The following is a 22,969-nucleotide window of genomic DNA, read 5'->3' as shown; positions in this document are numbered from 1 at the left end:
TATATCTATAAGACAGTTTAAATCATAAAACGTATGATATAATATATAGCTGATGTTATTATGTAAAATAAGTTAGGCTGTTACAACATTATATTATTTTTTAATTTGGAGGAAATTTTATGAATACAAAATTAGGATCGGAAAGTATAAGCAAATTACTTTTTAAGTTTTCTGTGCCAGCTATAACGGGAATGGTAGTGAATGCTTTATATAATATTGTGGATCGAATATATATAGGACATATTAAAGGGGTAGGATCATACGCATTATCCGGACTTGCTATAACATTTCCAATATCAGTCATTATAATGGCATTTGGGATGCTTATTGGTATAGGTGCTTGTTCAGTGATATCAATAAGACTTGGAGAAAAAAACGTTGAGGCAGCAGATAATATTTTGGGGAATGCTGTGATGCTTTTAACAATAATATCAGTAGTGCTTGGAATATTTGGAGTTTTATTTTTAAATAAAATTTTAATATTATTTGGTTCGGATCAAAATAATCTGCCTTATGCAAAAGCATATATACAAATTATACTTATGGGAGCTGTTTTTCAAAATATAGGATTTGGCATTAATAATATAATTAGAGCCGAGGGTAATCCTAAAATGGCAATGCTTACAATGATGTTTGGCGCAATTATTAATATTATATTAGATCCAATATTTATATTTGTATTTAAAATGGGAATTCAAGGTGCTGCAATAGCAACTGTAATTTCTCAAGCTTTTAATACTTTATTGGTACTTAGATATTTTACAGCGAAAAACAGTGGAAGCGTACTTAAATTAAAGAAAACTAACTTAAAGCTTAATAAATATATTGTAAATGATATTTTTGCTATTGGGGTAGCGCCGTTTTCTATGCAAATAGCTTCAAGCCTTGTAGCTATTTTGTATAATAAAGGTCTTTTAATTTATGGAGGGGATCTTGCAGTTGCTGCAATGGGGATATTAAATAGTATATCAATGCTTATTTTTATGCCCATAGTTGGTATTAGTCAAGGTATACAGCCTATAATAGGATATAATTATGGGGCTAAATTGTATGATAGAGTTTTTAAAATTTTAAAGCTCGCCATAATTTTTGGAACTTGTATTGCTGTAATTGGGTTTATTGTTGTGCAACTATTTGCAAATCAACTTATAACAATATTTGTAGGTAATAATCCTGAATTAATAAAATTAGGTGCACATGGACTTAGGATTGATTTAATGGTTTTACCTATTTTAGGATTTCAAATTTTAGGTGCAAGTTATTTTCAAGCCATAAATGAGGCAAAAACATCAATGATTTTAAGTGTTTTAAGACAAGTCATAGTTTTAATACCCATTATCCTTATACTCCCATTATTTCTTAAATTAGATGGATTATGGTTTTCACAACCTTGTGCTGATTTGATTGCAACAGCACTTACTGCATTTTTTCTTGTTAGGAGTATTAAAAAATTAAGGAACAGTTCTGTATTGTAAAAATATTCTTGACAGTATACCTAGAATATAATAAAATATTTTAAAAATACACAAGAATAGTAAAATGCCACTTGACAATAAATGAATGATCGTTTATTATAGAAATTAGTAGAGGTGTTTAGATGAGAAGAAAAGATGATGAAAAAGAGAAAAGTATAAAGGAAGCAGTTGTTAAACTAATACTTGAATTAGGTTTTCATGGTACTTCTATTTCAAAAATCGCAAAAGAGGCAGGGGTTTCCCCAGCTACTGTTTATATTTATTACGAGAATAAAGAAATTATGTTTCAAGATATATATTATGAATATTCTGAAGAAATATTTGATTATTTGCTTAGTATGGTTTATAAGAATATGGATGGACATGAACTTATTGAAATACTGGTCAGAGGATATTATACTTACATCAAAGAGAATGGAGAGATATTTCATTTTGTAGATCAATTTTCCAGTTGTCCGGCCTTAGCTTGCCATTGCTTAGATAGAAAAGGCATAAAAAATCTTAATAATTTGTTTGAGGAAATGAAGCAGCAAAGAGTGCTTAAGGATATTCAAAATGATAATTTGATAGCAATACTTTTTTTTCCAATAAAGTCTATTGCGAGTAACCAATGCATTGGAGAAGTTGAAAGGGATGATTTACTAAAAGAGTTGATTACAATAATACAGGATGCTTTGTTAGCTTAATTAAACGAACATTCACTTATGAATAATATTGAAAGAAAGGATGATTATAATGATGAGTTTAGATAGAAAAAATAAAGAGGGAATGGTAATTCCTGTAGCAGATATAGTTTTATTACCAGGAATGGAGTATACTTTAAAATTAAATAAAATTAGTGAAGAAGAACTTAAAAATTTAGATGATGAGCAACAATTTAGTATCGCTTTACCTTTAAAACAAAACTTTAACCAGAATCAGTTAAAAGGAGAAGATTTCCATAGAGTTGGCGTTTCATTTCATGTAAATGAAGTTGAGAAAACAGAAAAAGGATATCAGGTGAAAATTAAAACTTTAGATAGGGTTGAAATTAATGAACTTATTATTGAAAGTGGTTTTATACGTGTAGAATTTGAGGTAATACCAGATATTATTGATCTTAATGAAAAAGGTCAAGAAGAAATGATTGAATGCATTAAGAAGGTTACTCGTGAGGTTAGTGAAAGATTTAAGGGATCAGACCAGTTTATGAAGATGATAGAAGATCAAAAGGAGTTAAATGCACTAATGGCTCATCTTACTCAATTCATGCCACTAACAAACGAAGAAAAGTATGAGTTAATTAAAATTAAATCATTAAAAGATAGAAGCCTTAAGTTTATGGATTACATCTTAAAACAAAAGGAAGCTCTCAAGTTGCAACTGGAGATGGCAGAAAAATTCACTCAGAAAGCTAATAAAGGATATAGAGAATCAGTATTAAGAGATCAATTAAAGGCGATTCAAACAGAATTAGATGAAGGAAAAAGTGAGAGTGCTAAGAAAGATAAAACTTTTATAGATAAAATTGAAGAGGCTCAAATGCCAGCTGAAATAAAAAGCGCTGCTTTAGATGAACTTGAAAAATTAGAAAGACAAAGCGAGAATAGCGCTGAATATAATATTGTACGTAATTATTTAGATTTATTAGTAAAACTTCCTTGGAAAAAGTCTGAACCAAAAGTTATTAATTTAGGAGAAGCAAGGAGAATACTAGATGAACAGCATTATGGACTTGATAAGGTTAAGGATAGGATAATACAACATTTAGCGGTTATGCAGCTTAAAAAAGATAAAAAAGGTTCTATTTTATTATTAGTTGGACCTCCAGGTACTGGTAAAACTAGTTTAGGTAAAAGTATTGCACAGGCACTAGATAGGAAATATATAAGATTAAGTTTAGGTGGAATACGTGATGAAGCTGAAATAAGAGGACATAGAAGAACTTACATTGGCGCAATGCCAGGAAGAATTATTCAAAGCATAAAAAAAGCAGGAGAAATAAATCCAGTTATGGTTTTAGATGAGGTGGATAAGCTAATGACTGGCTATAATGGAGATCCAGCCAGCGCATTACTAGAGGTATTAGATCCAGAGCAAAATAACAGCTTTACAGATCATTATTTGGATTTACCTTATGATTTATCTGAAGTGTTTTTTATAGCAACAGCTAATTCGATTGGTGACATTCCAAGACCATTACTTGATAGAATGGAGATAATCCAGATATCTAGTTATACTATGAATGAAAAATTCCATATTGGAAAAAACCATTTAATACCTGAAACACTTGAAGAACATGGGTTAAATAAAGAACAGTTAGTTATTGAAGATGGAGCTTTGCAAAAGATAATTAGTGAATATACCATGGAAGCTGGTGTTCGTGGATTGAAAAAACAACTAGCTACGCTTGCAAGAATTACTTCAGAAAAAATTGTATCACATAAAGGAGAGTTACCATTTATTGTTACTGAAAGTGAGTTAGACGATTTACTTGGTAGAAAAGTTTCAAGTCATGATAAGGCTCAAAAGGATAATCCACCAGGGGTAGTTACAGGACTTGCATGGACATCTGTAGGTGGAGAAATACTTTTCATTGAAGCTACGGACATGTTAGGAAGTGGACAAGTTATATTAACAGGACAACTAGGAGATGTTATGAAGGAGTCTGCAAGGATATCTTTAAGTTTACTTAAATCAAGGTTACCAATGAATTCTATAAACTTTAAGGAAAGAGATCTTCATATTCATGTTCCATCAGGATCTGTTCCTAAAGATGGTCCATCAGCTGGAATTACATTGTTCACTGCACTTGCGTCATTGGTTACAGGAATAAAGGTGGATCCAAAACTTGCAATGACAGGAGAAATAACTTTAAGAGGAGCAGTACTACCAATTGGTGGACTTAAGGAAAAGTTAATTGGAGCTCAAAGGGCAGGTATAACAAAAATATTAATTCCTAAGGAGAATTTAGTTGACCTAAAGGATGTGCCTGAAGAAGTTAGAAGTTTGTTAACTATTAAAACGGTAGAAACAGTAGAGGATGTTCTTCGTGAAACACTAGGAATATCGCTACCTAGAATAGAACATGTATTTAATCCAAGTATTTCGTCAGAAATAAAGATTAAAGCAAATCAAATATAAGATATTCTTAAAAGGTGCCTTTAGAGGCATCTTTTTTAATGTCCTAAATAGAGAAATTAATATAATATGTTGATATTAGTTAGTAAAACTGTTATTATAACAATAATAACTTACAACTAAATAGTTCGGATGATTATAGCAGAAGAGTATAGAATATCTATACACCAAAAAAGTAAATCTTTTAGGTACCGCACGGATATGACTGTTATAGGACGAGCCCTTGGAGAGACTCGAATTGAGCACCGAAGGAGCAAGCTTGTGAAAACTAGTGAAACTCTCAGGTAAAAGGACAGGGGATAATATTGATTTCAAGGGTCGAGTATTATCTATTCGGCTTTTTTTTGTGATTAAAAAAGGAGGAGAAAAATGAAGGCTGTATTAACTGTAATTGGGAAAGATAGAGTAGGTATCATTGCAAATGTATCCAATTTATTATTTGAAAAAAATGCTAATATTTTAGACATTAGTCAAACTATTATGCAAGAATTTTTTACTATGGTAATGCTTGTGGATTTAGCTAATATTAATATTTCTTCAAAGGAACTAAGCGAATTATTAATTACGATGGGTAAAGAGTTAAAAGTTTCAATAAAAATGCAACATGAGGATGTATTTAATTCAATGCATCTTGTATAGGAGGTAGAAAGTGAATATTAATCAAATAATGGAAACAGTAAAAATGTTAGATGATGAAAAGTTAGATATTAGAACACTTACTATGGGGATATCTCTACTCGACTGTTGTGATTCTGATGGTAAAAGAGCTAGGGCTAGAATTTATGAAAAGATTATGAGACTTGCTGGAAACTTAGTTAAGGTAGGCGATGATTTGGCTCTTGAATATGGAGTACCAATAATAAATAAAAGAATCTCAGTTACTCCAATTTCTTTGATTGCAGGAGCGTCTAATGATGAAAACTATGTAGAGTATGCAATAATGCTTGATAAGATTGCAAATGAACTAGGAGTAAACTTTATTGGAGGATTTTCTGCATTGATTCATAAGGGGTATACTACTGGTGATCATAGGCTTATATCTTCTATACCAGAAGCTATGAGGGTTACAGAGAGAGTATGCTCATCTGTGAGTGTTGCAAGTTCTAAGGTTGGAATTAATATGGATGGAGTTCGCGAAATGGGTCAAGTTATTAAGGAAGCTGCAAGGCTTACTGCCGATCGTGATGGGCTTGGTTGCGCGAAAATCGTAGTCTTTGCAAATGCAGTAGATGATAATCCTTTTATGGCAGGAGCTTTCCACGGAGTTGGAGAACCTGAGTGTACTTTAAATGTAGGAATAAGTGGCCCTGGTACAGTAAAAGTTGCCCTCGAAAAAGTAAGGGGTGCTGACTTTGGCGTTGTAGCTGAGGTAATAAAGAAAACTGCATTTAAGATAACAAGAATGGGTCAATTAGTTGGAATGGAAGCTGCCAAAAGGTTAGATGTACCTTTTGGTATTGTAGATTTATCATTGGCACCAACACCTGCAATAGGTGATAGTGTTGCTAGAATACTTGAGGAAATGGGACTTGAAGTATGTGGAACTCATGGAACAACTTGTGCACTAGCAATGCTTAATGATGCAGTTAAAAAGGGTGGAATAATGGCCTCTGGCTGCGTTGGTGGTTTAAGTGGAGCATTTATACCAGTAAGTGAGGATGAGGGAATGATTGAAGCCGTAGAAAAAGGAGCTTTAAACATTGAGAAACTCGAAGCTATGACTTGCGTTTGTTCAGTAGGCCTTGATATGATCGCTATTCCAGGAGATACTTCTGCAGAAACAATATCAGCAATTATTGCAGATGAGTGTGCAATTGGAATGATTAATAATAAAACTACTGCAACAAGGTTAATACCAGCTCCAGGTAAGAAAGTTGGGGACTCAGTAGAATTTGGTGGACTTCTTGGACGTGCTCCAGTTATGAAGGTAAGTGAATTCTCAAGTAACGATTTTATAAATCGTGGTGGAAGAATTCCCGCACCTATACATAGCTTTAAGAATTAGAAAGCTAATACATTTTAGTTGGAAAACGGAAATTTGATTTGACTTCAATAAAAGATTGACTATATCAAAATAATTATTTGAATTATTTTGATATAGTCATTTTATTCTTTTCTGCAACAATTTTTATGGACCCAATTTTTATAGACTTCTTGAAATCCTAAGTCTGTATAACAAATCACGTCTCCAGGAGAAATTTGATTTTTACATACCTGACAAGTAGATCTATAATCAGCAGTCTTTGTAATCCCAAGCCATAGTGGTTCACTAAGTTTTATTAGCTCTATATTAAGCTCATCCGATGTAAATTCTTTGCATACTATCTCACGCAAATAAGCGGAGAAATTATTTTCCCCATGAGTTAATTTGGATTTTTTTAACGCAAGGCTATATACATGATCTGGTAGAGTAATTGATACTTTCTTACTCATTATGTTTAACTCCTATAGTATTAATATCTACTAATATATTATGAATATTAATAAAATTTGTGCATATTTTATATGTACTAATGCTAAATTTATGGACAATCAATTTTAAAATTAATATAAATATAAAATATATTATTTTATATTTGAAGTGTTTTTTATTTTTTAATCGTTATATTATGTGTAGGGACAAAAGGGGGGGATGATGGTTATTCAAGAGGAAGAATTTTCAAACTATATAAAACAATATGAACGTTTAATCATCACTATTTGTCTATCGTTTACTAAGGGTTACTTTGATGCAGAAGATTTGGCACAACAAACATTTTTGTCTGCATATACGAATTATAGTAAATTTGATGGAGTTAATTTTAAGGCCTGGATTACAAGAATTGCTATAAATAAATGCAAAGACTTTCTTAAAAGTCCTGCAAGAGTGATTTTTAGCTTGTCTGATGAAGATTTTGAATCTTTGAAAGATAAGGGGGGTACTCCAGAGGATATGCTTTTAGAAAGATGTAGTAAGAAAAAAATACACAATTTATGTGAAAGATTAAAAGAGCCTTATAGAACTGTTGCAGTAAATTATTTTTGTGAAGCTATTAAACTCTCAGATATGGCAAAAGATACAGGGATAAGTTTAAAAACATTGCAAACCCATCTTTATAGATCAAAAAAACTTCTTAAAAATTTATGGAAGGAGGAGTTTATGTGAGTTGTACATTATTCAATGAAAATGGACATATAACTAAAATATTGATACAAAGGTTTAAAGAGGGTTCCCTAAGTGATAATGAACTAGTTTTAATGTCAGAGCATATATGTTTGTGTGAAACCTGCGCAGATGTTTTAGCAGATGCTTTTAGTAATAATGAACTTGCGGATGCTCCTTTAGGATTTGAGCAAGAGGTGATAAGCAAAATAAAAAAGAAAAAAGAAAGTAATACTCAGTTTATATTTTACTCTCTTAGGGTAATAACTGCAGCAAGTATAGCATTAATATTTGTTTTTTCAAATTCATTAAATTTTATAGCTAATAAACCATTGGATGTAAATCCTATAAGTTTAAGCTCAATAAACACAATTAATGCAAGTCTTAACAATTTTTCTAAAAAAATAATTAATATGGAGGTATTCGACAATGAAAAAGGAAAAAAATAAATTTTTAACTTTTGGGTTTTCACTTTTGCCTGGGGCTGGGCACATGTATATGGGGTTCATGAAGATGGGATTATCACTAATGACAATGTTTTTCTTCATAATATTTCTTTCGAGTTTTCTTTCTATAGGACCAATTCTTTTCGTTGCACCGTTGATATGGTTTTATTCGTTTTTTGATTGCTTAAACAAAAGGTATGCAACTGATGAAGAATTTTTACTTTTAGAGGATAACTACTTATTTTCTCTTGATGAACTGGTAAAAGTAGATAAAGATATATTAAAAAAACATGCATTGTTTTCAGGAATATTATTAGTGCTTCTTGGTGGATACTTAATTTTTGACAATATTATTAATAGCTTAGCTGGATATATTCCTGGAGATGTATATAATGTTATAAGAAATGTAACAAGGATGGCTCCTCAGATAATAATAGGTGTAGTAATAGTTGTTATAGGTGCAAAACTTATTATAGGTAAGAAAAAGGAGTGTGATATGAATGATTAAGGGACGCCGAGTTGGGACTTTTACTACTGGAATAGTTTTAGTTATGTTTGGGGTAATGTTTTTGCTCAGATTAATATATCCAAGTATTAATTATTTAAGACTAGCATCAATGTGGCCGGTAATTTTAGTTCTTCTTGGAGTAGAAATTATTGTAGGATATTTAATAAACAAGGATGAGATAATGAAGTATGATTTTGCTGCAATAATTCTAATAATAATCTTAGCTGTTTTTTCAATGGGTATGGGATGTATGGAATATGTAATTACTCACATTCAGCAGTTAAGAACTATATTGTAAGTTTTATATTATGAAAAATTAGCTATAGGATAAACACTTTTTAATATGTTTATTCTATAGCTAATAGTTTTTTATTAATAAAATAATTGTAAATTTTCAAAGAAAGTATCATAAGATATTATATAAAGCTTATAAAACAAAGGAGCCGTTATGTATAATAATTATTCTAGAGATAATATGATAAAGCCAACGATTGTAGCTTATGCAAGTGGAGATGTAAATGGGGATAGAATACCTGATAATGTGTATTTAACAGGTATAAAAACATATGGTAGTCAATTCATTGAAAACATAACACTTGAAATACACAATGGCATGACAGGTGAGTTTACTAATATAACATTTAGTGATAATGATGGATACAACCCTACGATATTTTTGGGCGATTTTACAGGTAACCATGTAGATGATATTTTGATAGGTATTAATTCAGGTGGCAGCGGTGGAATAATGTATTATTACATTTATTCGTTTATTAATAATAAAGAACATTTGCTGTTAGACTTTAATGTATATAACGAGTTATACAAATATGATGTTATATATAAAGACAATTATAAGGTTGAAGTTATTAGTAAAACAAATAAACAAAAATACATTATTGATATCTCTAATAGGGGACTTGATTATTTAAATGAAATATATTATGCAAACGGAAAATTAAAGGTCCCAATCAACGGGTTTGTAAATCCGATAAGTGGATTATATCCTGTGGATTTCGATTCAGATGGAGTGTATGAGCTGTTGGCATACCAAAAAATTGCTGGTAGATATAATGCAGACGCTTTAGGGTATGTCTTAAATACTTTAAAATGGGAAAATAATAAGTTTGATTTGTATAATCAGAATATAGCTATTTTTGGAGCAGAAATATAGATATATTTTGATATAAATTTAAAGGAGCAATAGTATGCCAAGCAAATATGATAGAAAACTAGCAACAAGTTATGCGGTGAAGTACGCTCTTGAGGCAAATAAAAGATATAAGTTCTATGAATTTGTTAATGGAAATGGGGGGGATTGTACTAATTTCGTTTCTCAGTGTTTAATGGCAGGGGGAGCAACAATGGATTACAATAACGTTAGACCTTGGTGGTATGATGGGAGAGGTAACGCCTCAATTTGTTGGGCTGTTGCTAATTCACTGTTCTGGTATTTAAAAACGAATCAAAAACTAAATAGAAATGTTATTAAGGGTTTAGAGGTAGAGGACTTAAGTAAACTTGAAATTGGAGATGTAGTATTTTACGAAAACCATAGTAATTCTATTTTTCATGCAGCAATAATAACATCATTTATAGACGAGGCTGGAATTCATGAACCTCGCATATCTCAACATTCATATAATCAGATTAATGAAACATATGTAAAAAATTATAATTATAAAAAAGCACATTTTCTTAAAATTACATTATAATAATTATATGTGTTAGCTTCAATTTTTTTATTAATCTGATTTTATTATTTAAAAATATGGACTTACCAATTGGCAAGTCTATGTTTTTTGAATATTTATTATAAAGAAGCATTATCGTGTAAGAAATGTCAATACCATATTAAATATATGTTTATTGACTGTTTTTAATAAATTATACAGTAAAAAAAAGGTTTTTTTGGAAGAATGACGAAAGTAAATAGAGAAATAGAAATTTAGTGTATTGTTATTATATTAGGAGGGGTTAAAGTGATAGAAAATTTGCTAAAAATATTGGTTTGTGATGATTCTATGCTAATTAGAAAAAAATTGAAAGAGGTATTAAAAAGTTGTGGTTGTAATAATATTTTAGAAGCATCTAATGGGCAAGAGGCCGTAGATAGTTACAAAGAGAATAATCCAGATTTAGTATTTATGGATATCATTATGCCTTTTAAAAATGGAATTGAGGCTGTTAAAGAAATAATAGAATTTGATAATGACGCAAAGGTAGTAATGGCATCTTCAGCTGGAACAAAAGAACATGTAAAGGTTGCGATAAAAGCAGGAGCATTTGAATTTGTTCAAAAGCCTTGGGAAAAGGAACAAATTAATAAAATTCTTCTTAATCTAAAATAAGTAAGGAGGTCATGCAATGTTTAGTCAGTATTTTGGCCAATATTTATTAAATGAAAAATATTTAACTGCTACGCAATTAAAGACGGCAGTAGAATATCAACAATCAGTACGATTAAAACTAGGGGTTTTAGCAGTAAATGCAGGATATATGAATGCGGATCAGGCAAGTAAGGTACATTCAATGCAAACAAAACTTGATAGACGGTTTGGGGAAATAGCTGTTGATATGGAATATTTAAAAGAAGAACAAGTAGAGGAGTTGCTTTCATCTCAAAGATTTGGTCATCTTCTACTTGCGCAAGCACTAATTGATAAAAAGTATATGTCACTAGAAAAGTTTGAAGAGTCAATTTACGAGTATAAGAAAAAATATAATATTTCGGAAGCTCAGTTTGATAAACTGCAAAGAGATGATGTAGATGAGATTATAGATATTTATATAAATTTAGAAAATGATAAATATGGGACAGAAATCAAAAATTACATAGCTTTATTTATGAGGAATGTAATTCGTTTTATTGATTCTGAGGTTTATACTAATAACTTTATGAAAGTTAAAGAATTCAAAACGGAATGCTGCGTAAGTCAAAGAATAAAAAACTCAATTAATTTTTTAACTTATATTAATGCAAAGGAAGATGTTTTTGCATTATTAGCATCTAGATATGCAGAAGAAGAATTATTAACTGTAGATGAAATGGCTAAAGATTCTGTGGGTGAATTCTTGAATTTAAACAATGGGTTATATCTTGTAGGAATGTCTAATATAGGCATAGAACTTGACATGGAGCCTCAGACAGAGTTTTTTGGAAAAACAATATATTCAACATACGTGATCCCAATAGTATTACCTTTTGGTAAAATAGAACTTATTATATCTCATTTGTAGAAGATGTTTAGTAGAAATTATATTCTTTTATGTATTTATAGTAATAAAGGTTAATAGAAAAAGACAATATTAAAATTGTAATTTTATCTGTAAAATGATACAATGAATCCATAAGTAAAGAAAAAATATTATTAAATGATAAAGGGAGTGATGTCTGTGTTAGCTTGTATTAAAATTTCTCAAACTAAAGAACTGAAAATATCATCTAACAGAGTCATAGATAAACTCACTTGCGCTAAAATTAATATGGGATTAAAATATAATTTAGTTAGAAAACACCTAGAAGCGGTATGCGCTTTCTAGGTGTTTTATTTTTGGAATTTTGAATATGTAAAATTCTTAAGAGATAATTAAGTATTATGTTGTGTTTTTATAAAAAATAAAGAAATTAAAAGGAGAATTTATTTATGAATAAGAGTGAAGTTATAATTAAGGGACTACCTGTAAAAACAAATAGGCTAGAGAGTGGGGATGTTAATTTACTGTTTAAAATAGGAACTTATGATGATATGGAATCGGTTTATAGAGTAGTTGTAAAAAAAGATTATTGGAGAGATGCAGTAGTAGGTATGGAAGATGTAAATTATTTTGTTATTAAAGGAGAACTTAAAGCATGTGTAAATCGTACAGGTACACCTTTTATTTCAGTAGAAGCAACATCAATAAAAATATTTCACTTGCTAAAAGATGAAAATGGACAAATAGATTTAAATTATGAAATGCCAACTGGAACTGATGAAATAATGGATATAACAAAGCTAGTAAATGAAAATGAAGGTATGTCTTTAAAACGATCAAAAAACAAGGCATTAAATTACATGAAAAATAATAATAAGTTTAATAAACCAATCGTTGTTAAAAAAGGAAGTCTTGTTATTGTATCAGGACATGATCAATACGCAGCAGCACAGGAACTTGGAATAAATAATGTTCCAGTTTCATATTCGGATAATTAACAAGTGGGAACTTTGTTCCCACTTGTTTTTTTCGTGAAGGGTATATTATAAATAAATCATTAACCTTTATAACCTAATAACATAAGATAAAAGATAGCTGCAGAAATTGCAGCTATCTTTTTATAAAGGGCTTTATAATTATGAATTATAAAATATAAATTATGCAATTATTAAAAAAATGAATGAATTGAAATATTTATTTTTAAATTAATCAAAAAAGTATTGATAAGCGTAAAAATATATGATATTATTAATAAAAATTACGAATTATGAATAATCTAAAAAATATTTATTCATAAAATGCAATTATGTGGTAATTATTTTATAGGGTGTCGGTACACAATTATTTGGAAATGTGTAAGTAGTATTTATCAGAAAATAAATATGAAATTAGGGGGGTTATTAAATGTTTAAAAAGAAAATGTCGTTATTACTATCTATGGCTATGGCTATAGGATTACTTGCAGGATGCGGTGCAAAAGGCTCATCAACTACAGGGGATATAAAAATCGGAGTTGTATTACCACTTACTGGTTCAGTTTCATCTTTTGGAAAATCTGGACAAAATGGTATAAAATTATTAGAAGATCAAGTGAACAAAGCTGGCGGAATTAATGGACGTAAGATTAAGTTTATTTATGAAGATGATGAAGGCAAACCAGATACTGCAACAACAGTTGGTACAAAACTTATTAGTAGTGATAATGTTGTTGCAATAGTTGGACCATTAACTAGCGGATCAGCTATAGCCCTTGGACCAATAGCTACTCAAAGTAAAATACCAATGATTACTGGATCAGGAACAAATCCTGACGTTACTAAAAAAGGTGGAGAATATGTTTATAGGGCATGTTTTATAGATCCTTTCCAAGGCAGTGTTTTAGCAAAATTTGCTTCAGGGGATTTAAAGGCGAAAACAGCAGCTATTCTTTATGATAATGGTAATGATTATTCTAAGGGATTGGCTGAGTTCTTTGAAAAAGGTTTTGTTGCAGCAGGAGGAAAAATAGTTGCGAAAGAAACTTATGCCACAGGAGACAAAGATTTTAAGGCACAGCTTACAAAAATGCAACCAACGAAACCAGATGTAGTATTACTTCCTGACTACTATGGAACAGTTGGTAATATTGCAAAACAAGCAAGGGCTATTGGAATAAATGTTCCATTACTAGGTGGAGATGGTTGGGATTCAGCTGAATTATTTAAGGTTGGTGGAACTGCAGTTAATGGATGTTATTTATCTGATCATTACTCAGCTGAGGATACAGCACCTATAGTTGTCGCATTCCAAAAAGAATATAAAGCAAAATATAATTTGAATGCAGATGCTATGGCAGTTCTAAATTATGATGCTGCAAAGATAATGGTAGAAGCTATAAGAACTGCTGGTAAAACAGATGGACCAAGTATTAAAGCGGCACTTGCTAAAACTAATCTTGAAGTAGTATCTGGTAAAGTATCTTTTGATGCAAATAGAGATGCGATTAAAGGAGCTGTAATTTTAAAGGTTGATGGTGGTAAGTTCAATTTTGTTAAAAAGCTTGTTCCTTAATAGGAAAACAAAAAAATAAAGGTGGCAGACATACTTCATTAATAAATTGTAGTATGTCTGCATTTTAAAATATAAATCATGAGAAACGGGGGAAATAAATGGAATTTTTACAGCAGATTATTAATGGCTTATCATTAGGTTTCGTGTATGCATTAATTGCAATTGGTTATACAATGGTATATGGAATAATCGGACTTATAAATTTTGCGCATGGTGATGTTTTTATGGTTGGAGGATATTTTGGATTTTTCGCTGCAACTATGCTACATTTAAGTTTTATACCTACATTATTAATAGCAATGGGTGGAGCGGCATTAACAGGTGTGGTTGTTGAGAAGATAGCATATAAGCCTTTAAGAAATTCACCGAAATTATCTATATTAATAACGGCTATTGCAATGTCAGTACTACTTGAGAATTTAGTAAGACTCAAGATGACTACTGATCCACAAACATATCCAGAGACTCTTTTGCCATCAAAGGTAATACATTTCCTTGGCTTAAGCATTGATAATCGTCAACTTATAATTATAGGAATGTCAATTTTGCTTGTAGTGATACTTCAATTTATAGTTTTTAAAACTAAAACAGGTAAAGCAATGAGAGCAACTTCTTTTGATAAGGATGCGGCGGCACTTATGGGTATTAATGTGGATTCTGTTATATCTATAACATTTGCAATTGGTTCAGCGCTTGCAGGAGCTGCAGGTGTACTATTTGGAATTTTGTATTCAAGTATAGATCCATATATGGGTATAATGCCGGGGCTAAAAGCTTTCGTTGCAGCAGTTCTCGGTGGAATTGGTATAATCCCAGGTGCTCTATGGGGTGGACTAATAATGGGACTAGTTGAAACATTTAGTAAAGTATATATATCATCTAGTTACTCAGATGCTATTGCATTTTCAATCCTTATTATTATTTTAATTGTTAAGCCTTCTGGACTTCTTGGTAAGAAAACCAGAGAGAAAGTGTAGGTGATAAAAATGAAAAAAGAATTTAGAAATACTATTATTTTACTTGTTATTGGAGTTATCTTGTTTTTTATTTTATCATTTCTAATGGATACTGAAATATTAAATAGATATTATGGAAGAATAGTAATATTAATTTGCATAAATGTTATTCTTGCAGTAAGTTTAAATCTTATTATAGGAATTACAGGACAGTTAACACTAGGACATGCAGGGTTTATGTCTATAGGGGCATACGCAGCAGCAATGGCTACAATTCAATTAAATATGCCGTTCCCTATAGCGCTTCTTCTTGGTGGTGTAGTTGCTGGGTTAATTGGATATCTTATTGGTCTTCCTACTTTAAGTTTAAAAGGAGATTATCTTGCTATAACTACTTTAGGTTTTGGAGAAATAATTAGAGTTGTTATAACAAATATGGATAAGCTTGGAGGCGGGCGTGGTCTTTCGGGAATACCACCTAAAACTACTTTTGCTTGGGTATTTTTTATAATGATATTTACCATTTTAATAATTTACAATATAGCACGTTCCTCGCAAGGTAGGGCTATGATGTCAGTTCGCGAAGATGAAATAGCTGCAGAAGCTATGGGGATTAACACTACAAAGTATAAGATTATGGCTTTTGTTATTGGGTCCTTCTTCGCAGGTATTGCAGGTGGATTATTTTCACATTATCTAATGTATATTAAACCAGAACAATTTGGTTTCTTAAAATCAGTAGATTTAGTTACTTATGTAGTTATGGGTGGAATGGGAAGTTTAACAGGTAGTGTATTATCAACGGGTATACTAACAGTTCTTCCAGAATTCCTAAGATTTATGAATGATTATAGAATGATTATATATCCACTTGCACTTATTGTTATTATGAGATTTAGACCACAAGGTCTAATGGGTACAAAAGAATTATCTATGAAAATATTTGATAAATTTTCAAAAGGAAGTGATAAAGATGCAGCTTTTAAAGGTAAATGATCTTACGATTAAGTTTGGTGGGTTAACAGCTGTTTCTGATTTCGCACTTAACCTTTCTGACCATGATCTTGTAGGTTTGATTGGACCTAATGGGGCGGGAAAGACTACAATTTTTAATATGTTGACAGGTGTTTATGCCCCAACATCTGGAACTATAGAATTTAATGGAGAATTTATACAAGGCATAAAACCTTATGATATTACTAAAAAAAGAATTGCTAGAACATTTCAAAATATAAGATTATTTAAAGATTTAACAGTTCTTGATAATGTTAAAATATCATTTAATTATAATGTTAAATATAATTTATTTCATTCAATACTAAGGCTTCCAAAGTTTAAAAAGGAAGAAGCTGAAATTGAAGAGAAAGCACTTGAAATTCTTAAGGTTTTCAATCTTGATGGTAAAAGAAATGAGCTTGCATGTAATCTTCCCTATGGAGAGCAACGAAGACTTGAAATAGCGAGAGCTCTTGCTGCAGAACCTAAATTATTGTTACTCGATGAACCGGCAGCTGGTATGAATCCACAAGAAACTCATGAACTAATGGGGCTCATAAATTGGGTAAGAGATGAATTTAAAATAGCTATATTACTAATTGAGCATGATATGAAACTGGTTATGGGAGTTTGCGAGCGAATAATAGTTGTAGATTACGGTAAGGTAATTGCCGAGGGGACGCCTGATGAAATAAAGAATAACCCTAAGGTAATTGAAGCATACCTTGGAGAGGAGGTAGCTGATGCTTAAAATTGATGGGTTAAATGTAAATTATGGCGCAATACATGCATTACATGATATAAGCATACACGTGAAGGAAGGCGAAATAGTTACACTTATAGGTGCTAATGGAGCTGGGAAAACTTCAATATTAAGAGCTATTTCAGGACTTATTCCTATAAAGTCAGGAAGTGTTTTATTTGAAGGCAAACCAATTCATACCACTGCTGCTTATAAACTTTCAAAGCTAGGTATTGCACATGTACCTGAGGGAAGAAGAATATTTGCAAATATGTCAGTTATGGAAAATCTTGAACTTGGAGCTTATATTAGAAAAGATAAAAGAGATATAGCAAAAGATTATGAGATGGTTTTTGACAAATTTCCAAGGCTTAAAGAAAGAATAAAGCAAATGGCTGGAACATTAAGTGGTGGAGAACAGCAAATGCTAGCTATGGGAAGAGCGCTTATGGTAAGACCAAGAATATTGCTGTTAGATGAGCCATCTATGGGGCTTGCACCACTTGTAGTAAGAAATATATTCTCTATAATAGAAGAAATAAATAAGTCAGGAACTACAGTTTTGCTTGTAGAACAAAATGCTCATATGGCACTATCGATTGCACATAAAGCATATGTTTTAGAAACTGGAAAAATAGTTTTAGAAGGTAGCGCAAAAGAATTATTAACTAATGATTCTGTAAGAAGTGCATATCTTGGCGAGTAAGATTTTTTATGCTAAGATGTTGATATTAGGGTTATTCACTCACTCCTATTTTGGAGTGAGTTTTTGTACGTTATTGGAATAAAAAGATGTTAAGAATATGTTTGAATATAGGAAGCATTCAAGTTATAATATAATATGTAAACAAGCTATATTATATTAAAGATGACATTTTGTTTGTTTTTAGACTTATATTAATATTTGGAGGTAACAAATGCGTTGCGACAGCTGTAATAATGAATTTAGTAATATTAATGGATTAAAATTTTGTCCATATTGTGGAGAAAAAATAGAAATGCAAGGTGAAACGATTCCTAATAATAGGAATGAAGAAAATAAAGCTAAACCGCCCTTAAATGAGAAAAAAGATCAAGATACCTCAGCAATGCCTGTAATATCAGATAAAGATATAAGAAAGTATAAAAGAGATAAAATTTTTGCTTGGGTTAAGAAAACATTTGTACATAAGAAAGTAATTATACCTATGATAGCAATTATTTCTGTAATTATAGCATTAGTATTTGCATACTCATTTTTTATTGTTAGACCTATTGGTGATGTCAGAATAAAGGAAGACCTGATAGGAACAATTGTAACACTTCCGAAGGGTACAGTCATAAAAATCAATAAAGATAACATGAAAAGCTTCATTATAAGTAATCGGAATACTCAGAAGAGCAAAGATGATATAAAATTATCATTAACTCTAAACAATGATGCTCTTGAGGCAAAGGTTTTGTTATCAGTAGTTTATCTTAAAGAAGGTAAAAACGAATGGAAAACGAATGGAAAACCAGTACTACTTAATATTACTTCAGTAAAACCAACGGTGGGGATAAATGACAAAATATTTTTAGCCAAATTAAAAGGATTAAAAATGACTATTGGGAATACACAGGAAGCATTAAATGGACAAAATGTTAAAAATCTTGGTATAACATTAAGGACACCAGATCTTCAAAATGGAAAAGAAGAAATTTTAGTGGAAACGACTATAGATAGTGGACTTCTTAGGGCCTCAGGGAAAATAAAGTGTAGTCTTGTTTTTGAGAATGAAACATGGAGTATTAATTCTATAGAAGCAAATAGCTCTGATGATTTTAAGTTAACACTATCTCCAGATTTTTCAGATGAAAAAGTTATTCAAATTATAAAAAAGCAAGGACTTGCGGAAACTGTATCCTATTCTGATTTTTTCGGAGGCAAAGGATTTACTGTAAAGGATGGCTTTACTAAGAGCATTAACATATCAGGAAAAGCGTTTAATGAAAAAAAAGGAACACTAAATCTTACTGCTAAGAGAGAAAATATATCAGGGGAAATAAAGTCAGTATTATCAACTAATTATACTTTTTCGATATCTTTAAGCGATATAGCTTTATTAAATGGATCAGAAACTACAGTTGATAGTGCTTTGATAAGCAATATTCCTGAGTCGTTAATTATACCTTCTATAACTAATGGTGAAATTGAAGGAAGTAATCTACTATTTTGGTGGTCTAATAACCACAAGGTAACAGGGGAAGAAGCGAAGACTTTTAAAACTGATAAGACGTTATCTACAAAAGGTTTAAAAAATATAAAATATGTTTATGGAAATATTACGTATAAAGATGATAAAAATAATAAAAATAAAGATAGGAGCGTTTCTATTGTAGCAGTTTATTTTCTAGTTTATGATGATTCTAGTGGATACAATTGGAAACTTAATAAACTAATTAGTGAAGACTCACCTAATTACAAAACATATATTAATTTAAAAGATGGTTTATAATAACAAAATTAGCCTAAAGCAAATGCTTTAGGCTAATTTTACTTGTGCACCCATCATGGGCGAAATCATTCATTTCTTAAATAGTTTCAAATAATCTTCATACCCTTCTTCCTTAAGTTCGTGAACTGGTATAAATTTTAATGATGCACTATTTATGCAATATCTTAATCCTCCATGAGCCTGAGGACCATCATCGAAAACATGACCTAGATGGCTGTCACCATAATAACTTCTTACTTCTGTCCTCATCATTCCAAGGGTTATATCTTTCTTTTCTTTAACATTCTTATTATCAACAGGTTTAGTAAAACTAGGCCATCCACAGCCTGAGTCAAATTTATCAAGAGATGTAAATAATGCTTCGCCGCTATTAATATCTACATATATTCCTTCTTCTTTGTTATTCCAAAATTCATTGTCAAAAGATCTTTCAGTTGCATTTTCCTGCGTTACTTCAAACTGAATTTGTGTTAGTTCTTTTTTTAACTGTTCTTTACTTTTTTTGGTGTATATTTTTTTATCCAAAACAAAAACCTCCTTAAAATATATATATTATTTTTTCTAAATGATTTTAGAGATATATAAAGCTTAACCATTTTACCGTATTTAAGCAAGTTATAGTTAGTATATACTAATAAGCACCTAATTTTTTTAGGTTGATTAATAATAGTAAACGTAATCAATTTAAAAAATAAGGCTTAAGCGTATATTTAGTTAAATAACTATCTAAATATAGATGATGTATTTAATTTATTAAATCGTATGATATAATATACCTAATAATATTATTTAAGAGGTGATTTTGTATGGACAATATCGATATTAAAATACTTAAACTTTTGCAACAAAATTCTAGAGTTACCGCTTCTGAAATAAGTACTCGAATTAATTTATCCGTACCTGCAGTAGGCGATAGATTAAAAAAACTTGATAATGCTGGCATTATTGAAAAATACACTATAATATTAAGTGCTAAAAAGTTCAATAAGGATCTTATGATAATAATGTTTGTATCACTTGAATCACCTAAATTTACAGATCTATTTATTAATACAATTCAAGTAGATAATGAAATCGTAGAATGCCACTACTTAGCTGGCGATTACGACTATGTTTTGAAAATTATTACAGGGAGCACAGAAAGCTTAGAGAAAATTTTAAATAAAATAAAAAATATACCAGGTGTTCAAAAAACTAAGACTACAGTTTCTCTTTCTACAATAAAAAATAATTATTCTATTATACCAAGTGAGATTAATAATTAGATTATAAATGGAGGTTACTAAAATGAATTTTAGATTAGAAAGCGATTCAATTGGATCAAAACAAGTACCAATGGAGGCCTATTATGGGGTACAGACTTTAAGGGCTGCTGAGAATTTTAAAATAACAGGACTAGGGATGTCTATGGAATTTATAAAAAGTCTTGCAGAAATAAAAAAGGCAGCAGCAATGACTAATAATGAAGTTGGGCTTTTAGATAAAAAGATTGAAGAAGCTATTATAAAGGCCTGTGATGAAATAATAGAGGGTAAATTACAAGATCAATTCATAGTAGATCCTATTCAAGGTGGAGCGGGCACAAGCATGAATATGAATGCTAATGAAGTAATTGCAAACAGAGCTATAGAAATACTGGGAGGGAAAAAGGGAGATTATAGTATAGTTCATCCTAACGACCATATAAATTATGGACAATCTACAAATGATGTTATTCCTACAGCAGGTAAAATCACCGCCTTAAAACTTATTCCAAAGGCAATAGTTGAACTTTCCAAACTTTATGATGCTTTTAACGAAAAATCAAAGGAGTTCGATGATGTTATAAAGATGGGAAGAACTCAGATGCAAGATGCAATTCCAATTAGGTTAGGACAAGAATTTAAAGCTTACAGTTCAGTGATAAGGAGAGATATCTCAAGACTTGAAAAAGCTAAAGAAGAATTAAAAGTTGTAAATATGGGTGGTACTGCGATCGGAACTGGTATGAACGCTGACATACAATATTTTAATAAGATAGTACCAAACATTTCTAAAATATCAAACATTGAATTAAAACAGGCATCAGATTTAGTAGATGCAACTCAAAATTTAGATGGTTTTGTAGTAGTATCTGGTGTAATTAAAGCTTGCGCAGTTAACTTATCAAAAATAGCAAATGATTTAAGGCTTATGTCATCAGGACCAAGAACAGGATTTGGTGAAATTAATCTTCCATCAAAACAAAATGGTTCGTCTATGATGCCAGGAAAGGTTAATCCTGTAATACCAGAAGTAATAAGTCAAGTAGCATTTAATATTATAGGAAATGATATAACAATAACTATGGCTGCAGAAGCTGGTCAATTGGAATTAAATGCTTTTGAACCAGTTATATTTTATAAATTATTTCAATCTATAGAGACATTAACTAATGGAGTAAATACTTTTGTAGTTAACTGTGTTTCTGGAATAACTGCAAATAGAGAAAGATGTAAAGAATTGGTTGAAAATAGTGTTGGTATTATTACAGCAATTTGCCCACATATAGGTTATAAAAAAGCTGCTGAAATCGCAAAAACAGCTTTAAATACTAAACAGTCAGTAAGAGAATTAATATTAAAAGAAGGCCTTTTAGGTGAAAATGAACTTAATGATATATTAGATATAGAATTAATGACGAAGCCTGGTATATTAGCAAAAGAACTAATGGTAGGTTAAGATATGTGATCCCCATTAAATGGACATAACTATAAAATAGTTATGTCCATTTGATAGAGTAATTTTATATGGTGAATGTTTTACCAATATTTTAAATTATTAATTAAAACACAGGAATTTCTGCACCTTTATAGAATTCTTTTATGAATGCCTTTATTTCATCAGTAATGGCCAGGAATTCCTAACAATAATCCATTTGGAGACAATCCTTACGTAATAGAATATAAATTAGACATAAAACTAATACCTGAAATAATTGAGAAAAAATTGGATATAGCTTTTAAAGATGGATGTATACCGCTGCATCAAAGACTTATGTATTGGTTATTAAGATGCATCCCATCAAGAGTAAATGAAATATGTGCTATGAATATAGATTGTATAAAGCCATTTGACGGTCATTTTGTTATTTTTATTCCTACAACGAAAGCAGATGGTGGATATAAGGAACCAGAAATGAGACATATACATATAGGGGATGTAGGTATGGGCAAATATATTCTGGATTTAATTAAAAAACAACAGAAAATTGCTAAAAAATTACAAAAAGATATTAATGCGAAAAACTTATTATTTACATACTATGGAACTAAATTGAGTGCAATTAAGTATGATAAAACAGGTGAAATAGTATTTTTTTAAAAAAATAAAGTATACTG

Annotated in this window: 26 protein-coding genes and 1 riboswitch; of the genes, 24 read left to right on the top strand and 2 right to left on the bottom strand. The window is 30.6% G+C overall.

Translation table 11 applies throughout. From position 1 onward, the window contains the following. Nucleotides 1-119: 119 nt before the first annotated feature. From LL038_RS07705 to LL038_RS07685, 5 genes are all read left to right on the top strand, one after another. On the top strand, nucleotides 120-1,475 hold the full coding sequence (locus tag LL038_RS07705; RefSeq protein WP_216121050.1) for an MATE family efflux transporter: 1,356 nt from the start codon (nucleotides 120-122) through the stop codon (nucleotides 1,473-1,475). A 122-nt stretch (nucleotides 1,476-1,597) separates the two neighbouring features. After that, nucleotides 1,598-2,161, top strand: a complete 564-nt coding sequence (locus tag LL038_RS07700) for a TetR/AcrR family transcriptional regulator (RefSeq protein ID WP_216121051.1) — start codon at nucleotides 1,598-1,600, stop codon at nucleotides 2,159-2,161. A 49-nt stretch (nucleotides 2,162-2,210) separates the two neighbouring features. Further along, complete coding sequence (gene lon, locus LL038_RS07695; protein WP_216121053.1) at nucleotides 2,211-4,598, top strand: endopeptidase La; 2,388 nt, start codon at nucleotides 2,211-2,213, stop codon at nucleotides 4,596-4,598. A gap of 210 nt (nucleotides 4,599-4,808) precedes the next feature. Next, nucleotides 4,809-4,901: riboswitch (glycine riboswitch) on the top strand. A 63-nt stretch (nucleotides 4,902-4,964) separates the two neighbouring features. Next, nucleotides 4,965-5,234 (top strand): ACT domain-containing protein, encoded by a 270-nt coding sequence (locus LL038_RS07690; RefSeq protein ID WP_216121055.1) that lies wholly within the window; start codon nucleotides 4,965-4,967, stop codon nucleotides 5,232-5,234. A 10-nt stretch (nucleotides 5,235-5,244) separates the two neighbouring features. Further along, entirely contained in the window at nucleotides 5,245-6,600 is a 1,356-nt protein-coding gene (locus LL038_RS07685) for a PFL family protein (RefSeq protein WP_268056015.1), read from the top strand. A 101-nt stretch (nucleotides 6,601-6,701) separates the two neighbouring features. Here the strand turns inward: LL038_RS07685 and LL038_RS07680 are convergent, their stop codons facing one another. Then, a complete protein-coding gene (locus LL038_RS07680; protein ID WP_216121057.1) occupies nucleotides 6,702-7,028 on the bottom strand; it encodes a hypothetical protein in 327 nt (108 codons plus the stop codon). A 199-nt stretch (nucleotides 7,029-7,227) separates the two neighbouring features. Here LL038_RS07680 and LL038_RS07675 point away from each other — a divergent pair, with 199 nt between their 5' ends. From LL038_RS07675 to LL038_RS07600, 16 genes are all read left to right on the top strand, one after another. Continuing rightward, nucleotides 7,228-7,740, top strand: coding sequence for an RNA polymerase sigma factor (locus LL038_RS07675; protein WP_216121059.1), 513 nt, complete (start codon nucleotides 7,228-7,230; stop codon nucleotides 7,738-7,740). Beyond that, the gene (locus tag LL038_RS07670) at nucleotides 7,737-8,186 is read left to right on the top strand and encodes a hypothetical protein (RefSeq protein ID WP_216121061.1); all 450 of its coding nucleotides are present in this window, start codon (nucleotides 7,737-7,739) and stop codon (nucleotides 8,184-8,186) included. Before LL038_RS07675 ends, LL038_RS07670 begins: the two co-directional genes overlap by 4 nt. After that, the gene (locus tag LL038_RS07665; protein ID WP_216121063.1) at nucleotides 8,167-8,691 is read left to right on the top strand and encodes a hypothetical protein; all 525 of its coding nucleotides are present in this window, start codon (nucleotides 8,167-8,169) and stop codon (nucleotides 8,689-8,691) included. Before LL038_RS07670 ends, LL038_RS07665 begins: the two co-directional genes overlap by 20 nt. Next, complete coding sequence (locus LL038_RS07660; protein ID WP_216121065.1) at nucleotides 8,684-8,989, top strand: LiaI-LiaF-like domain-containing protein; 306 nt, start codon at nucleotides 8,684-8,686, stop codon at nucleotides 8,987-8,989. The genes LL038_RS07665 and LL038_RS07660 overlap by 8 nt, the downstream gene beginning before the upstream one ends. A gap of 150 nt (nucleotides 8,990-9,139) precedes the next feature. After that, nucleotides 9,140-9,865: a VCBS repeat-containing protein gene (locus tag LL038_RS07655; protein ID WP_216121067.1), complete on the top strand. Its 726-nt coding sequence runs from the start codon at nucleotides 9,140-9,142 to the stop codon at nucleotides 9,863-9,865. A 34-nt stretch (nucleotides 9,866-9,899) separates the two neighbouring features. Then, on the top strand, nucleotides 9,900-10,406 hold the full coding sequence (locus LL038_RS07650; RefSeq protein WP_216121069.1) for an amidase domain-containing protein: 507 nt from the start codon (nucleotides 9,900-9,902) through the stop codon (nucleotides 10,404-10,406). 267 nt (nucleotides 10,407-10,673) lie between these two features. Further along, on the top strand, nucleotides 10,674-11,042 hold the full coding sequence (locus tag LL038_RS07645) for a response regulator (RefSeq protein ID WP_216121071.1): 369 nt from the start codon (nucleotides 10,674-10,676) through the stop codon (nucleotides 11,040-11,042). A gap of 16 nt (nucleotides 11,043-11,058) precedes the next feature. Continuing rightward, nucleotides 11,059-11,931, top strand: a complete 873-nt coding sequence (locus LL038_RS07640; RefSeq protein WP_216121073.1) for a hypothetical protein — start codon at nucleotides 11,059-11,061, stop codon at nucleotides 11,929-11,931. A gap of 156 nt (nucleotides 11,932-12,087) precedes the next feature. Then, the gene (locus LL038_RS07635) at nucleotides 12,088-12,234 is read left to right on the top strand and encodes a hypothetical protein (RefSeq protein ID WP_216121075.1); all 147 of its coding nucleotides are present in this window, start codon (nucleotides 12,088-12,090) and stop codon (nucleotides 12,232-12,234) included. A 104-nt stretch (nucleotides 12,235-12,338) separates the two neighbouring features. Then, nucleotides 12,339-12,887, top strand: a complete 549-nt coding sequence (locus tag LL038_RS07630) for a hypothetical protein (protein WP_216121077.1) — start codon at nucleotides 12,339-12,341, stop codon at nucleotides 12,885-12,887. A gap of 406 nt (nucleotides 12,888-13,293) precedes the next feature. Beyond that, the gene (locus tag LL038_RS07625) at nucleotides 13,294-14,439 is read left to right on the top strand and encodes an ABC transporter substrate-binding protein (RefSeq protein ID WP_216121079.1); all 1,146 of its coding nucleotides are present in this window, start codon (nucleotides 13,294-13,296) and stop codon (nucleotides 14,437-14,439) included. Nucleotides 14,440-14,537: 98 nt separating this feature from the next. Then, nucleotides 14,538-15,416 (top strand): branched-chain amino acid ABC transporter permease, encoded by an 879-nt coding sequence (locus LL038_RS07620; RefSeq protein ID WP_071612678.1) that lies wholly within the window; start codon nucleotides 14,538-14,540, stop codon nucleotides 15,414-15,416. Between the two features lie 9 nt (nucleotides 15,417-15,425). After that, nucleotides 15,426-16,391: a branched-chain amino acid ABC transporter permease gene (locus LL038_RS07615; RefSeq protein WP_216121081.1), complete on the top strand. Its 966-nt coding sequence runs from the start codon at nucleotides 15,426-15,428 to the stop codon at nucleotides 16,389-16,391. Then, nucleotides 16,369-17,142: an ABC transporter ATP-binding protein gene (locus tag LL038_RS07610; protein ID WP_216121083.1), complete on the top strand. Its 774-nt coding sequence runs from the start codon at nucleotides 16,369-16,371 to the stop codon at nucleotides 17,140-17,142. Before LL038_RS07615 ends, LL038_RS07610 begins: the two co-directional genes overlap by 23 nt. Continuing rightward, entirely contained in the window at nucleotides 17,135-17,839 is a 705-nt protein-coding gene (locus tag LL038_RS07605; protein ID WP_216121085.1) for an ABC transporter ATP-binding protein, read from the top strand. The genes LL038_RS07610 and LL038_RS07605 overlap by 8 nt, the downstream gene beginning before the upstream one ends. A 211-nt stretch (nucleotides 17,840-18,050) precedes the next feature. After that, a complete protein-coding gene (locus LL038_RS07600; RefSeq protein WP_216121087.1) occupies nucleotides 18,051-19,610 on the top strand; it encodes a hypothetical protein in 1,560 nt (519 codons plus the stop codon). Between the two features lie 69 nt (nucleotides 19,611-19,679). Here the strand turns inward: LL038_RS07600 and msrB are convergent, their stop codons facing one another. Further along, nucleotides 19,680-20,135, bottom strand: a complete 456-nt coding sequence (msrB, locus tag LL038_RS07595) for a peptide-methionine (R)-S-oxide reductase MsrB (RefSeq protein ID WP_216121089.1) — start codon at nucleotides 20,133-20,135, stop codon at nucleotides 19,680-19,682. Between the two features lie 281 nt (nucleotides 20,136-20,416). Between msrB and LL038_RS07590 the strand changes: the two genes are divergently transcribed. The 3 genes from LL038_RS07590 (at nucleotide 20,417) to LL038_RS07580 (ending at nucleotide 22,952) form a co-directional block, all read left to right on the top strand. Continuing rightward, the gene (locus tag LL038_RS07590) at nucleotides 20,417-20,875 is read left to right on the top strand and encodes an Lrp/AsnC family transcriptional regulator (protein WP_216121091.1); all 459 of its coding nucleotides are present in this window, start codon (nucleotides 20,417-20,419) and stop codon (nucleotides 20,873-20,875) included. Nucleotides 20,876-20,897: 22 nt separating this feature from the next. Then, nucleotides 20,898-22,310, top strand: coding sequence for an aspartate ammonia-lyase (locus LL038_RS07585; protein WP_216121093.1), 1,413 nt, complete (start codon nucleotides 20,898-20,900; stop codon nucleotides 22,308-22,310). Nucleotides 22,311-22,577: 267 nt separating this feature from the next. Then, a complete protein-coding gene (locus tag LL038_RS07580; protein ID WP_216121095.1) occupies nucleotides 22,578-22,952 on the top strand; it encodes a hypothetical protein in 375 nt (124 codons plus the stop codon). Nucleotides 22,953-22,969 lie beyond the last annotated feature (17 nt).

The organism is Clostridium estertheticum (assembly GCF_026650985.1).
In the GTDB taxonomy this organism is placed as follows: Bacteria; Bacillota; Clostridia; order Clostridiales; family Clostridiaceae; genus Clostridium_AD; species Clostridium_AD estertheticum_C.
The sequence above is the reverse complement of the archived record's forward strand: the minus strand, read 5'-3'. Positions and strand labels throughout refer to the sequence as shown.

What these genes read in the sequence shown, in the direction of transcription:
- LL038_RS07615 (WP_216121081.1), top strand. Translation starts at nt 15,426, where the DNA reads ATGAAAAAAGAATTTAGAAATACTATTATTTTACTTGTTATTGGAGTT.
- LL038_RS07665 (WP_216121063.1), top strand. Translation starts at nt 8,167, where the DNA reads ATGAAAAAGGAAAAAAATAAATTTTTAACTTTTGGGTTTTCACTTTTG.
- LL038_RS07660 (WP_216121065.1), top strand. Translation starts at nt 8,684, where the DNA reads ATGATTAAGGGACGCCGAGTTGGGACTTTTACTACTGGAATAGTTTTA.
- LL038_RS07600 (WP_216121087.1), top strand. Translation starts at nt 18,051, where the DNA reads ATGCGTTGCGACAGCTGTAATAATGAATTTAGTAATATTAATGGATTA.
- LL038_RS07700 (WP_216121051.1), top strand. Translation starts at nt 1,598, where the DNA reads ATGAGAAGAAAAGATGATGAAAAAGAGAAAAGTATAAAGGAAGCAGTT.
- LL038_RS07610 (WP_216121083.1), top strand. Translation starts at nt 16,369, where the DNA reads ATGCAGCTTTTAAAGGTAAATGATCTTACGATTAAGTTTGGTGGGTTA.
- LL038_RS07705 (WP_216121050.1), top strand. Translation starts at nt 120, where the DNA reads ATGAATACAAAATTAGGATCGGAAAGTATAAGCAAATTACTTTTTAAG.
- LL038_RS07590 (WP_216121091.1), top strand. Translation starts at nt 20,417, where the DNA reads ATGGACAATATCGATATTAAAATACTTAAACTTTTGCAACAAAATTCT.
- LL038_RS07655 (WP_216121067.1), top strand. Translation starts at nt 9,140, where the DNA reads ATGTATAATAATTATTCTAGAGATAATATGATAAAGCCAACGATTGTA.
- LL038_RS07650 (WP_216121069.1), top strand. Translation starts at nt 9,900, where the DNA reads ATGCCAAGCAAATATGATAGAAAACTAGCAACAAGTTATGCGGTGAAG.
- LL038_RS07620 (WP_071612678.1), top strand. Translation starts at nt 14,538, where the DNA reads ATGGAATTTTTACAGCAGATTATTAATGGCTTATCATTAGGTTTCGTG.
- LL038_RS07625 (WP_216121079.1), top strand. Translation starts at nt 13,294, where the DNA reads ATGTTTAAAAAGAAAATGTCGTTATTACTATCTATGGCTATGGCTATA.
- LL038_RS07640 (WP_216121073.1), top strand. Translation starts at nt 11,059, where the DNA reads ATGTTTAGTCAGTATTTTGGCCAATATTTATTAAATGAAAAATATTTA.
- lon (WP_216121053.1), top strand. Translation starts at nt 2,211, where the DNA reads ATGATGAGTTTAGATAGAAAAAATAAAGAGGGAATGGTAATTCCTGTA.
- LL038_RS07630 (WP_216121077.1), top strand. Translation starts at nt 12,339, where the DNA reads ATGAATAAGAGTGAAGTTATAATTAAGGGACTACCTGTAAAAACAAAT.
- LL038_RS07680 (WP_216121057.1), bottom strand. Translation starts at nt 7,028, where the DNA reads ATGAGTAAGAAAGTATCAATTACTCTACCAGATCATGTATATAGCCTT.
- LL038_RS07585 (WP_216121093.1), top strand. Translation starts at nt 20,898, where the DNA reads ATGAATTTTAGATTAGAAAGCGATTCAATTGGATCAAAACAAGTACCA.
- LL038_RS07675 (WP_216121059.1), top strand. Translation starts at nt 7,228, where the DNA reads ATGATGGTTATTCAAGAGGAAGAATTTTCAAACTATATAAAACAATAT.
- LL038_RS07605 (WP_216121085.1), top strand. Translation starts at nt 17,135, where the DNA reads ATGCTTAAAATTGATGGGTTAAATGTAAATTATGGCGCAATACATGCA.
- LL038_RS07690 (WP_216121055.1), top strand. Translation starts at nt 4,965, where the DNA reads ATGAAGGCTGTATTAACTGTAATTGGGAAAGATAGAGTAGGTATCATT.